At 57.6% G+C, this 12723-nt stretch carries 9 protein-coding genes; 7 read left to right on the top strand and 2 right to left on the bottom strand.

Annotated features, from left to right (window positions below; translation table 11 throughout):
* Window positions 1-2: 2 nt before the first annotated feature.
* Both aphA and tadA read left to right on the top strand, forming a co-directional pair.
* The gene (gene aphA / locus HBM95_17230; protein ID NIH44664.1) at window positions 3-638 is read left to right on the top strand and encodes an acid phosphatase AphA; all 636 of its coding nucleotides are present in this window, start codon (window positions 3-5) and stop codon (window positions 636-638) included.
* A 24-nt stretch (window positions 639-662) separates the two neighbouring features.
* Window positions 663-1202: a tRNA adenosine(34) deaminase TadA gene (gene tadA / locus HBM95_17225; protein ID NIH44663.1), complete on the top strand. Its 540-nt coding sequence runs from the start codon at window positions 663-665 to the stop codon at window positions 1200-1202.
* On the opposite strand, the gene mltF is transcribed toward tadA, so the two are convergent.
* On the bottom strand, window positions 1090-2640 hold the full coding sequence (gene mltF / locus HBM95_17220) for a membrane-bound lytic murein transglycosylase MltF (GenBank protein ID NIH44662.1): 1551 nt from the start codon (window positions 2638-2640) through the stop codon (window positions 1090-1092). The genes tadA and mltF overlap by 113 nt on opposite strands.
* A gap of 267 nt (window positions 2641-2907) precedes the next feature.
* Here mltF and purL point away from each other — a divergent pair, with 267 nt between their 5' ends.
* The 5 genes from purL to glnB all read left to right on the top strand — a co-directional run bounded on the left by purL (window position 2908) and on the right by glnB (window position 11224).
* Window positions 2908-6795 (top strand): phosphoribosylformylglycinamidine synthase, encoded by a 3888-nt coding sequence (gene purL, locus HBM95_17215; protein ID NIH44661.1) that lies wholly within the window; start codon window positions 2908-2910, stop codon window positions 6793-6795.
* A gap of 534 nt (window positions 6796-7329) precedes the next feature.
* Entirely contained in the window at window positions 7330-8754 is a 1425-nt protein-coding gene (gene qseE, locus HBM95_17210) for a two component system sensor histidine kinase QseE/GlrK (protein NIH44660.1), read from the top strand.
* Between the two features lie 4 nt (window positions 8755-8758).
* The gene (qseG, locus tag HBM95_17205; GenBank protein NIH44659.1) at window positions 8759-9496 is read left to right on the top strand and encodes a two-component system QseEF-associated lipoprotein QseG; all 738 of its coding nucleotides are present in this window, start codon (window positions 8759-8761) and stop codon (window positions 9494-9496) included.
* Entirely contained in the window at window positions 9483-10820 is a 1338-nt protein-coding gene (gene glrR / locus HBM95_17200; GenBank protein NIH44658.1) for a two-component system response regulator GlrR, read from the top strand. The genes qseG and glrR overlap by 14 nt, the downstream gene beginning before the upstream one ends.
* A gap of 65 nt (window positions 10821-10885) precedes the next feature.
* Entirely contained in the window at window positions 10886-11224 is a 339-nt protein-coding gene (gene glnB, locus HBM95_17195) for a nitrogen regulatory protein P-II (protein NIH44657.1), read from the top strand.
* A gap of 76 nt (window positions 11225-11300) precedes the next feature.
* Here glnB and hmpA read toward each other — a convergent pair whose 3' ends face one another.
* Window positions 11301-12491: an NO-inducible flavohemoprotein gene (hmpA, locus tag HBM95_17190; GenBank protein ID NIH44656.1), complete on the bottom strand. Its 1191-nt coding sequence runs from the start codon at window positions 12489-12491 to the stop codon at window positions 11301-11303.
* Window positions 12492-12723 lie beyond the last annotated feature (232 nt).

Here is a 12723-nt window from a genome sequence, read left to right as displayed (position 1 = left end):
GTTTGGCCAATCACGAGCGTCGCGTTGTCTTTTTCGACCTGGATGGAACGCTGCATCAGCAGGATATGTTTGGTACGTTTATGCGCTACCTGCTGCGGCGTCAGCCTCTGAACGCGCTGCTCGTCTTACCGCTCTTACCCGTGATTGGCATTGCGCTGCTGGTAAAAGGCCGGGCGGCGCGCTGGCCGATGAGCCTGCTGCTCTGGGGATGCACCTTCGGTCACAGTGAAGCGCGGCTCAAACAGCTCGAACAGGATTTCGCTGACTGGTTTCGCGGCCACGTTGCCGCGTTTCCCGTGGTGCAGGCGCGCCTCACCAGCTATCTTGATGCCAACGACGCCGACATCTGGTTGATTACCGGCTCGCCGCAGACGCTGGTGGAGCGGGTCTACTTTGATACACCCTGGCTTCCGCGCGTAAATCTTATCGCCACGCAAATTTCCCGCGGCTACGGTGGCTGGGTACTGACGATGCGCTGCCTGGGGCATGAAAAAGTGGTCCAGCTGGAAAAACGTATCGGCACGCCGCTGCGGCTGTACAGCGGCTACAGCGACAGCAAACAGGACAACCCGCTGCTCTACTTTTGCCAGCACCGCTGGCGCGTGACTCCCCTCGGCGAACTTCAGCAACTCGAATAGTCTTATCTATAAGGGCTGTGTATAATGCCGCCCGCTTTTCGACTGGAGTATCAACCCTTGTCCAACCCTGAATACAATCATGAATACTGGATGCGTCACGCGCTGACGTTGGCTCAACGTGCCTGGGACGAGGGCGAAGTGCCCGTGGGCGCGGTGTTGGTTCATAACAACCAGGTGATTGGCGAAGGGTGGAATCGTCCTATTGGCCGCCACGATCCTACCGCGCACGCCGAAATCATGGCGCTTCGTCAGGGCGGGCTGGTGCTGCAAAACTATCGCCTGCTTGATACCACCCTGTACGTCACCCTGGAACCGTGCGTGATGTGTTCCGGTGCGATGGTCCACAGCCGGATCGGGACGCTGGTGTTTGGTGCGCGGGATGAAAAAACCGGTGCGGCCGGTTCGCTGATGGACGTGCTGGGGCACCCGGGGATGAACCACCAGGTGCAGACTATCGGTGGGGTACTTGCACCAGAGTGTTCGGGGCTATTAAGCGATTTCTTTCGAATGCGCCGTCAGCAGAAAAAGCAACAAAAGGCAGAATTGAAGCTGTCGGATGATTAAGCTCGCCCGGCGCCACAACCGGATAACTTTCCGCCAGCTGTTTTGCCTCTGTTGCCTCTTTCTCTTTCTCCAGCAAATAGCCGACCAGGCTAATCTGATACTTACGAATATTTTCCACGTAGGCGTAGGCTTCATGTCCGCGCGCGTAGCCATACGTCAGCTTGTTATACCATGGCTTCTGGCTCAGCAGCGGCAGGCGCTGTTTGACGTCTGACCAGCTGTCCGGGTTCCCCTTCGTTTTCGCCGTCAGAGCCCGCGCGTCAAGCATGTGCGCATAGCCCATGTTGTAGGCCGCCAGTGCGAACCAGATCCGCTCTTCTTCCGGGACCGTTTCCGGCACTTTAGCCATCATATCCTGCAGGTAGCGCGCCCCGCCGCTGATGCTCTGTTCCGCATCGGTACGATCATTCACGCCCAGGCTCAGCGCGGTATTTTTGGTTAACATCATTAACCCACGCACACCCGTGGGGGAAGTCGCCTGGGTGTCCCAGTGGGACTCCTGGTACGAGATCGCAGCCAGCAGTTTCCAGTCAATTTCCTGGGCGTATTTTTCAAATAACGGCTGAAGGTCCGGCAGGACGCTGTCTACCGCGCGCAGGAAGCTGCGGGTATCAACGTAATCGAAGTCATCCCCGTGGCCGAGGTACTTCTCCTCAAGGCGCGCCAGCGTGCCGTCTTCATTAATGGTGTTATAGAAATCCAGCATGGCCGCAGAGAGGGTCTGATCGTCATCCAGATGGGTAAACCAGGTAACGGGCTGTTCGTCCGTCACGTCCAGCGCCACGGCGATTTCTGGATGCACCCGCTGGAAAAGGCTGATCGCCACCGAATCGGCAATGGTGTAGGGCAGTTTCTGATCTTTGACCTGCTCCAGCAGCGCCGTCGTGCCGAGTTTGGGATCGACCGTCCAGCTCAGATCGGGGTATTTCTTCTCCTTAAGCTCGCGCAGATCGTCAATCACCACATGGCCGGGCGCAATCGCCAGCTGTTGTGCGTTGATCGAGGCAAGCGTACGCGGGCGCAAGCTCCCGACGCGATAGACCAGCTGCTGGGAAACGGAGTAGTAGGTCGGGCCTGGCTGGTAGTTCTTGCTGCGCTCGCTGTTATAGACCAGACCGGCGGCAAGGATATCGGCATCGTCGTTATCGAGGTCGTCAAACAGCTGGTTGATGTTCTGACGAACGGTAATTTTAAGCTTCACGCCCAGATAATCGGCGAACTGCTGCGCCAGCTCATAATCCAGACCAATAATTTTGCCGTTAATGTCGCTGTAAATCAGCGGAGAGTTGAGGGTACTGACGCGCAGTTCCCCCCGCTCCTGAATGGCGGCGATACGGTTTTCGGCTTTGCCGAACCAGGGGATGGAAGGCCAGAGGGCCACTGCCAGCAGCAACGTTACAATGCCGATGAGCAGATAATTAATCTTTAATTTTTTCAATTAGTTAATTCTCTGCGACGCCGGATGCCTCAGTCTGCTGTAGCCATGTTAACAATAAGGTTTGCCATTGAATGAGCGGCATTTTGCGTAAACTTGCGCCACTTGGCAACCAATTAGAGAGACAGGTCACATCTATTGCTAAACATCTTCGCAAATTTTATTTCGACGCAAACGGTTTCGTCGACGCTCAGGATTCTCTATAATGACGCCCGTTTTCCCCCCTTGCGCACACTGTAAGCGCCCCGGCGCTTCGAAGACGAGAGACTTATGATGGAAATTCTGCGTGGTTCGCCTGCACTGTCTGCCTTCCGTATTACCAAACTGCTGGCACGTTTTCAGGCGGCCGACCTTCCGGTAAGCAATATTTACGCTGAGTATGTCCATTTTGCTGACCTGAATGCCCCCCTGAATGCAGAGGAGCGCGTACAGCTGGAACGCCTGCTCAAGTATGGTCCAAATCTGAGCAGCCATACGCCAACCGGCAAACTGATCCTTGCGACGCCGCGTCCGGGTACCATCTCCCCCTGGTCTTCCAAAGCTACCGACATCGCCCACAACTGCGGCCTGAGCCAGATTAACCGTCTGGAGCGCGGCGTGGCGTACTATGTTGAAGCCTCTACCCTGAGCGACGCGCAGTGGCTGGCGGTTGCGGCTGAACTGCACGATCGCATGATGGAGAGCGTGTTTGCCTCTCTCGATGACGCGCAGAAGCTTTTCTCCCACCATCAGCCTGCGCCGGTACAGAGCGTGGATCTGCTGGGGCAGGGCCGTCAGGCGCTGATTGACGCCAACCTGCGTCTCGGCCTGGCGCTGGCAGAAGACGAAATCGACTACCTGCAGGATGCGTTCATTAAGCTCAACCGTAACCCGAACGATATCGAACTCTATATGTTCGCGCAGGCTAACTCTGAGCACTGCCGCCACAAAATTTTCAACGCCGACTGGATTATTGACGGCGAACAGCAGCCGAAGTCGCTGTTCAAAATGATCAAAAACACCATGGAGCAAACCCCTGACCACGTGCTGTCTGCCTACAAAGACAACGCCGCGGTGATGGAAGGTTCCGAGGTGGGCCGCTTCTTCGCCGATCGCGAAGCAGGGCGCTATGACTTCCACCAGGAGCCTGCGCATATCCTGATGAAAGTGGAAACCCACAACCACCCGACCGCAATCTCTCCGTGGCCGGGGGCGGCGACCGGCTCCGGCGGTGAAATCCGTGACGAAGGGGCGACCGGTCGTGGTGCAAAACCCAAAGCGGGTCTGGTCGGTTTCTCCGTATCCAACCTGCGTATCCCGGGCTTTGAACAGCCGTGGGAAGAAGATTTCGGCAAGCCAGAGCGCATTGTCACCGCGCTGGATATCATGACCGAAGGCCCGCTGGGCGGGGCAGCGTTCAACAACGAATTTGGCCGTCCGGCGCTGAACGGTTACTTCCGTACCTATGAAGAGAAAGTGGACAGCCACAACGGCGAAGAGCTGCGCGGCTACCACAAACCGATCATGCTGGCGGGCGGGATCGGCAACATTCGTGCCGATCACGTGCAGAAAGGCGAGATCGTCGTCGGCGCGAAGCTGATCGTGCTGGGCGGCCCGGCCATGAACATCGGTCTGGGCGGCGGCGCGGCCTCCTCTATGGCCTCCGGCCAGTCTGACGCGGATCTCGATTTCGCGTCCGTGCAGCGCGACAACCCTGAAATGGAGCGTCGCTGCCAGGAAGTGATCGACCGCTGCTGGCAGCTGGGCGATGCCAACCCGATTCTGTTCATCCACGACGTGGGCGCGGGTGGCCTGTCAAACGCCATGCCTGAGCTGGTGAGCGATGGCGGCCGCGGCGGACGCTTCAACCTGCGCGATATCCTGAGCGATGAGCCGGGCATGAGCCCGCTGGAAATCTGGTGTAACGAATCCCAGGAGCGCTACGTGCTGGCGGTTGCTGCGGATCAGCTGCCGCTGTTTGACGAGCTGTGCCGCCGCGAGCGCGCGCCGTATGCCGTCATCGGTGAAGCGACCGAAGAGCAGCACCTTTCCTTAAGCGACACCCACTTTGACAACCAGCCGATCGATCTGCCGCTCGACGTGCTGCTCGGTAAAACGCCGAAGATGACCCGCGACGTAACCACCCGCAAAGCGGCGGGCAAAGCGCTGGATCGCCAGGGCATCACCGTGGCAGAAGCGGTCAACCGCGTGCTGCACCTGCCTGCTGTGGCGGAGAAAACCTTCCTGGTGACCATCGGCGACCGTACCGTGACCGGTATGGTCTCCCGCGACCAGATGGTCGGCCCGTGGCAGATCCCGGTCGCTAACTGCGCCGTGACCACCGCGAGCCTCGACAGCTACTACGGCGAAGCGATGGCTCTCGGCGAACGCACCCCGGTGGCGCTGCTGGACTTCGCCGCCTCTGCCCGTCTGGCGGTGGGTGAAGCGCTGACCAACATTGCCGCGACGCAGATTGGCGACATCAAACGTATCAAGCTTTCCGCGAACTGGATGGCCGCTGCCGGCCACCCTGGCGAAGACGCGGGCCTGTATGAAGCCGTGAAAGCGGTGGGTGAGGAGCTGTGTCCAGCCCTCGGCCTGACCATTCCGGTGGGTAAAGACTCCATGTCGATGAAAACTCGCTGGCAGGAAGGTAACGAGCAGCGCGAGATGACCTCTCCGCTGTCGCTGGTGATCACCGCGTTTGCCCGCGTGGAAGACGTGCGCCACACCGTTACGCCGCAACTGGCCACCGAAGACAACGCCCTGCTGCTGATTGACCTGGGCAAAGGCCACAATGCGCTGGGCGCCACCGCGCTGGCGCAGGTTTACCGTCAGCTCGGCGACAAGCCAGCCGACGTGCGCGACGTGGCGCAGCTGAAAGGCTTCTACGACGCGATTCAGGCGCTGGTGGCGCAGCGCAAGCTGCTGGCCTACCACGACCGCTCCGACGGCGGCCTGCTGGTGACGCTGGCAGAGATGGCCTTCACCGGCCACTGCGGCGTGGAAGCGAACATTGCCACGCTTGGTGAAGACCGCCTGGCGGCGCTGTTTAACGAAGAGCTGGGCGCGGTGATTCAGGTTCGCGCGGCAGACCGCGATGCGGTTGAAGCGCTGCTGGCGCAGCATGGCCTGGCTGACTGCGTGCACTATCTGGGTAAAGCCGTTCAGGGTGATCGCTTCGTCATTGAAGCTGACGGTCACGCCGTGTTCAGCGAAAGCCGCACCACGCTGCGCATGTGGTGGGCGGAAACCACCTGGCAGATGCAGCGCCTGCGTGATAACCCGGAATGTGCCGATCAGGAGCACAATGCGAAGGCTAACGACAACGATCCAGGCCTGAACGTGAAGCTCTCCTTCGACATCAATGAAGACATTGCCGCGCCGTACATTGCGACCGGCGCGCGTCCGAAAGTGGCCGTTCTGCGCGAGCAGGGCGTTAACTCCCACGTTGAGATGGCGGCAGCCTTCCACCGCGCGGGCTTTGACGCTATCGACGTCCACATGAGCGACCTGCTGGCCGGACGTACCGGTCTGGAAGATTTCCATGCGCTGGTGGCGTGCGGCGGTTTCTCCTACGGGGACGTGCTGGGCGCGGGTGAAGGCTGGGCGAAGTCCATTCTGTTCAACAGCCGCGTGCGCGATGAGTTCGAAACCTTCTTCCACCGTCCGCAAACGCTGGCGCTGGGCGTGTGCAACGGCTGCCAGATGATGTCTAACCTGCGCGAACTGATCCCGGGCAGCGAAGCCTGGCCGCGCTTTGTGCGCAACCAGTCTGACCGCTTCGAAGCGCGCTTCAGCCTGGTGGAAGTGACCCAAAGCCCGTCTCTGCTGCTGCAGGGGATGGTCGGTTCACAGATGCCAATCGCCGTTTCCCACGGTGAAGGCCAGGTAGAGGTGCGTGATGCTGCGCATCTGGCTCAGCTGGAGAGCAAAGGCCTGGTGGCGCTGCGCTTTGTCGATAACTTCGGCAAGGTCACGGAAACCTATCCGGCTAACCCGAACGGCTCCGTCAACGGTATTACGGCGGTGACCAGCGAAAGCGGCCGCGCGACTATTATGATGCCGCACCCGGAGCGCGTGTTCCGTACCGTGAGCAACTCCTGGCATCCGGAAAACTGGGGCGAGGACAGCCCGTGGATGCGCATCTTCCGCAACGCGCGTAAACAGCTGGGTTAAGAAATAAAGCAGGTACTTCGCAGGCCCGGTAAGCGGTAGCGCCACCGGGCTTTTTTATGCGTGTCGCAAAATTGCGACAAAGAGGGTACATGACTGTCTCTAAAAGGAGACATATAACTCATTGATTTATATATAGCAGTAAAGGTTCCCATTAAGGTGTTGCTTAATAGCGACACTTAGCCTGGAAATCATTCAACACACAATGAACCGATTAAGTGAGTAAAAATTATATATTTCAATGTGTTAATATTTTGTTTTGCATTCTGGCATGGGTGTTGCATAATATTAACCAGTGGCTCATTCACCTTCTTATGTCAGCCCCTTCGGGACGTGCTACATAAACTTCGAATGACGCACAAAAAGGTGCCTGCCGTCCAACTACTGATCATAGCGATGCTTTATCAGGCCAGGGCGAAACGTCGAGTTAGGCACCGCCTTATTCCATGACAAAGCCGGGTTTTTACCCGGCTTTGTTGTATCTGAAGGGCAGACTCAGTTACGCTCTCCGTAAACCCCCATGAAGAGAGTAATGCGTTGAAACGCTGGCCCGTTTTTCCCCGCTCCCTGCGACAGCTCGTGATGATGGCCTTTCTGCTGATCCTGCTGCCATTGCTGATCCTCGCCTGGCAGGCGTGGCAGAGCCTGAACGCGCTGAGTGCCCAGGCGGCACTGACGAACCGCACCACGCTTATCGACGCCAGACGCAGTGAAGCGATGACCAACGCCGCGCTGGAGATGGAGCGTAGCTATCGTCAGTACTGTGTGCTCGACGATCGGACGCTGGAGAAGGTGTACCAGAGCCAGCGCAAGCGCTACAGCGAAATGCTGGATGCCCACGCGGGCGTGCTGCCGGACGACAGGCTCTATCAGGCACTACGTCAGGATCTGAACGATCTCGCGCAGCTGCAGTGCCATAACAGCGGCCCGGATGCGGCTGCCGCCGCGCGCCTTGAAGCCTTTGCTGCCGCCAATACCGAAATGGTGCAATCCACGCGGACGGTAATTTTCTCTCGCGGCCAGCAGCTACAGCAGGAGATTGCCGAGCGCGGCCAGTTCTTCGGATGGCAGGCGCTGGTGCTGTTCCTGGTGAGCCTCGGGCTGGTGCTGCTCTTTACCCGCATGATCATCGGCCCGGTGAAGGGTATTCAGCGTATGATCAACCGCCTGGGGGAGGGGAAATCGCTCGGGGATACGGTTGCCTTTAAAGGTCCTCGCGAGCTGCGATCCGTCGGCCAGCGCATTATCTGGCTATCCGAGCGCCTGGCGTGGCTGGAATCCCAGCGCCACCAGTTCCTGCGCCATATCTCTCATGAGTTGAAAACCCCGCTGGCCAGCATGCGTGAAGGAACGGAGCTGCTGGCGGACGAGGTGGCAGGACCGCTTACGCCGGAGCAGAAAGAGATTGTCGAGATTCTGGACGCCAGCAGCCGCAACCTGCAAAAGCTCATTGAGCAGCTTCTGGATTACAACCGCAAGCTGGCTGATGGGGCGGTCGTGCTGGAAGAGGTGGAAATTGAGCCGCTGGTGGATATGGTGATCTCCGCCCATAGCTTGCCGGCAAGAGCTAAAATGATGCATACCGGGGTAGAGCTGAATGCACCGACCTGTCTCGCTGAACCCATGCTATTAATGAGCGTTCTGGACAATCTATACTCCAATGCGGTGCACTATGGTACTGAATCCGGTAACATTTATATCAGAAGTTATACGAAGGGTTCCCGGGTGTTTATTGACGTCGCAAACACCGGCACCCCTATCCCCGATGACGAAAAAACCATGATCTTCGAACCCTTTTTCCAGGGGAGTCATCAGCGGAAAGGTGCGGTAAAAGGAAGCGGTCTGGGCTTAAGCATCGCCCGGGACTGCATACGACGCATGCAGGGTGAGCTAAACATTGCCACGGACGAACGTTCAGATGTTTGCTTCCGTATTGAACTGCCCCTGAGCCGGAAAAATTAATAAAATGAATCTATATCTGGTGAGTATGTCACACGTCTTTTTCCGCGCCATACGCGCGGTGTTTTCCAGCAAAGCGGGTCGCCTGAGTCTGCCCTGTTTAGTTCTGGCTGGGTGCGTTTCCCATGCGCCGCAAAGTGCGATAAGCGGTAAACAAGAAGATAAATGGCCCGATAACCAGCTGGCGGATTTCCTCTCTACCCGCTGTGACGATATCTGGAATCTGTCAGGGCATGACGTCGAAAATAACCCGCTGTTCTGGCTGCGCGGAATAGATTGCGCTCAGCGGCTTGCGCCGGTAGACGCCCGCTCGAAGGCGGCGATGCTGGATGAGGACACCTGGCAGGACGCTTTCAAGCGTGGGATTTTACTGGCCGATGCGAAAATTACCCCCGTTGAACGTCGGGCCAACGTGACCCGGCTGGACACGTTTGTGATCAATCTTCCCGCACAGGTGCGCCCGGTCTACCAGCTCTGGCGGGACGGGCAGACGTTACAGTTGCAGCTGTCTGAAGAGCGCTCCCGCTACAGCAAGCTGCAACAGTCAACCGACAGCGAGCTTGATACGCTGCGCCAACAGCAGCAACATTTACGTAGCCAGCTGGATACCACGACGCGCAAGCTGGAAAACCTGACCGATATCGAAAGGCAGCTCTCGTCGCGTAAATATCAGCCAGGTAGTTCATCTGCTGCACCGGACAGCGATATGCCGAAACAAGAGGATGTGAAGCATGACGAGCCGTAAACCAGCCCATCTCTTACTGGTGGATGACGATCCCGGCCTGTTAAAGCTGCTGGGGATGCGTCTGGTGAGTGAAGGCTACACCGTGGTGACCGCGGAAAGCGGGCAGGAGGGGCTGAAGGTCCTCAGCCGCGAGAAGATTGACCTGGTGATCAGCGACCTGCGGATGGACGAAATGGATGGCATGCAGCTGTTCGCCGAAATCCAGAAGCAGCAGCCGGGCATGCCGGTGATTATCCTGACGGCGCACGGGTCAATCCCGGATGCCGTTGCCGCAACCCAGCAGGGCGTATTCAGCTTCCTCACCAAGCCGGTAGATAAAGACGCGCTTTACAAAGCTATAGACAGCGCGCTGGAGCACGCCGCGCCCTCCGGCGACGACGCATGGCGTGAATCTATTGTCACCCGCAGCCCGATAATGCTGCGTCTGCTTGAGCAGGCGCGAATGGTCGCACAGTCAGACGTTAGCGTGCTGATTAATGGTCAAAGTGGAACCGGGAAAGAGATCCTGGCGCAGGCGATCCACAACGCCAGCCCGCGCAGCAAAAACGCCTTCATCGCCATTAACTGCGGTGCCCTGCCAGAGCAGCTTCTTGAATCTGAACTTTTTGGCCATGCCCGCGGCGCATTTACCGGCGCGGTGAGCAGCCGGGAAGGGCTGTTCCAGGCTGCAGAAGGCGGCACGCTGTTCCTCGACGAGATTGGCGACATGCCCGCGCCGCTGCAGGTCAAACTGCTGCGCGTGCTTCAGGAGCGTAAAGTGCGCCCGCTGGGCAGCAATCGCGATATTGATATTAACGTGCGAATCATTTCCGCCACCCACCGCGACTTGCCAAAAGTGATGGCCCGCAACGAGTTCCGAGAAGATCTCTACTACCGCCTGAACGTGGTGAACCTGAAGTTACCGGCGCTGGCGGAGCGTGCGGAAGATATTCCGCTGCTGGCGAATCACCTTTTGCGCCAGGCGGCCGATCGCCATAAACCGTTCGTGCGCGCCTTTTCGACGGATGCGATGAAGCGGCTGATGGCCGCAAGCTGGCCGGGTAACGTGCGCCAGCTGGTGAACGTGATTGAGCAGTGCGTGGCGCTGACCTCCTCACCGGTTATCAGCGACGCGCTGGTGGAGCAGGCGCTGGAAGGGGAAAACACGGCCTTGCCGACGTTTGCCGAAGCGCGGAATCAGTTCGAACTGAACTATCTGCGCAAGCTGCTGCAGATAACCAAAGGCAACGTGACCCACGCGGCGCGGATGGCCGGACGCAACCGTACAGAGTTCTATAAGCTGCTCTCACGCCACGAGCTGGAAGCAAACGATTTTAAAGAGTAGTGCCGTATGGTACTGTGAGCAACCGATTACGAAGCAGCTTACAGGCAAGAGTTTAAGGACCCACCATGAAAAAGATTGATGCGATTATTAAACCTTTCAAACTGGATGATGTACGTGAAGCGCTGGCGGAAGTCGGCATCACCGGGATGACCGTGACGGAAGTGAAAGGTTTTGGTCGTCAGAAGGGCCACACCGAGCTTTATCGTGGCGCAGAGTACATGGTCGACTTTCTGCCGAAAGTGAAAATTGAAATCGTGGTCAGCGACGATATCGTCGATACCTGCGTGGATACCATTATCCGCACGGCGCAGACGGGCAAAATTGGCGACGGGAAAATCTTTGTCTTTGACGTGGCGCGCGTGATCCGTATCCGTACCGGTGAAGAAGACGACGCGGCGATTTAAAAAAAGATTTGCCAGGCCGGGTAAGGTGAAGCCGCCACCCGGCGAAAAAAAGCCCCTCGAACGAGGGGCTTTTTCATTACAGCACCTTATGCGGCCCGAAACATTCGTAATGAATGTGGTCTTTATTTACGCCCAGCTCAACCAGCTGCTTCGCGGCATACTGCATAAACGCCACCGGCCCACAGACGTAGAACTGCATGTCCGGCGCGCTAAACGCCACTTCCATCTGGCTTAAGTTCATCAGACCTTCGCTGTCAAACCGTGCGGCTGCGCGGTCTGCTTCCGTCGGCAGGCGATACCAGGTATTTGCGGTGAAACGCGGCAGGGACGCCCCCAGCGCATTCACTTCATCCGCAAAGGCGTGCACGTCGCCGTTTTCCGCAGCATGGAACCAGTTGACCTGCGCACCGTGGTTTGCTTTCGCCAGGGTATCGAGCATCGCCAGCATAGGCGTTTGGCCGACACCCGCAGAGATCAGCGTGACCGGGGTATTGGCTTCGACGGCCATAAAGAAATCGCCCGCCGGCGCGGCCAGATGAACCACGTCGCCCACGTTAGCTTCGTTGTGCAGCCAGTTGGAAACCTGACCGCCGTCCTCGCGCTTCACCGCAATGCGGTAGCCTTTGCCGTTTGGCTTGCGGGTCAGAGAATACTGGCGGATCTCCTGGTGCGGGAAGCCTTCAGGCTTCAGCCATACGCCCAGATACTGGCCCGGCTGGTAATCGGCCACCGGCTGTCCGTCCACCGGCTCAAATTCAAAGCTGGTGATTAATGCGCTGCGCGGCGTTTTCTCGACGATGCGGAAGGCGCGAGTGCCTTCCCAGCCGCCGTTCTTGCTGGCGTTTTCGCTGTAGATCTGCGATTCACGGTTGATAAATACGTTTGCCAGTACGCCATAGGCTTTACCCCACGCGTCCAGCACTTCCTGGCCCGGGCTGAACATTTCGTCCAGCGTCGCCAGCAGGTGGCCGCCGACGATATTGTACTGCTCGGGTTGGATCTGGAAGCTGGTGTGTTTCTGCGCGATTTTTTCCACCGCGGGCAGCAACGCCGCCAGGTTTTCGATATTGCTGGCGTAGGCCGCGATGGCGTTGAAAAGCGCTTCACGCTGATCGCCGTTACGCTGGTTGCTCATGTTGAAAATCTCTTTGAGCTCCGGGTTGTGCGTAAACATGCGATCGTAGAAATGGGCGGTAAGTTTAGGGCCGGTTTCCACCAGCAGGGGAATGGTGGCTTTAACGGTAGCGATGGTTTGAGCGTCGAGCATGGCAGCTTCCTTCTGATGTCACTTTAATGATGTATTTTAAATGCATCTTATAAAAAATACCCATGCTTTGTAAATGGTTCTTTGCAAGATGAAAAATATGCATCACAAACCTGAAAAGAAATCCGCTGTAAATAGCGAGATCTTTATTCCTCAAACCCTTGCGTGGCGTGAAGGAAAACGTTTGCGTAAAATCGTTTGTCAAGACCTGTTATCACAGAACTATTCAGTTATA

The organism is Enterobacter asburiae (genome assembly GCA_011754535.1).
GTDB lineage: Bacteria > Pseudomonadota > Gammaproteobacteria > Enterobacterales > Enterobacteriaceae > Enterobacter > Enterobacter cloacae_N.
This window is presented reverse-complemented; position numbering and strand designations above follow the sequence as displayed.

Coding starts and splice junctions, on each gene's coding strand:
- tadA (NIH44663.1), top strand. CDS start 663: ATGCCGCCCGCTTTTCGACTGGAGTATCAACCCTTGTCCAACCCTGAA.
- hmpA (NIH44656.1), bottom strand. CDS start 12,491: ATGCTCGACGCTCAAACCATCGCTACCGTTAAAGCCACCATTCCCCTG.
- purL (NIH44661.1), top strand. CDS start 2,908: ATGATGGAAATTCTGCGTGGTTCGCCTGCACTGTCTGCCTTCCGTATT.
- qseG (NIH44659.1), top strand. CDS start 8,759: ATGAATCTATATCTGGTGAGTATGTCACACGTCTTTTTCCGCGCCATA.
- glrR (NIH44658.1), top strand. CDS start 9,483: ATGACGAGCCGTAAACCAGCCCATCTCTTACTGGTGGATGACGATCCC.
- glnB (NIH44657.1), top strand. CDS start 10,886: ATGAAAAAGATTGATGCGATTATTAAACCTTTCAAACTGGATGATGTA.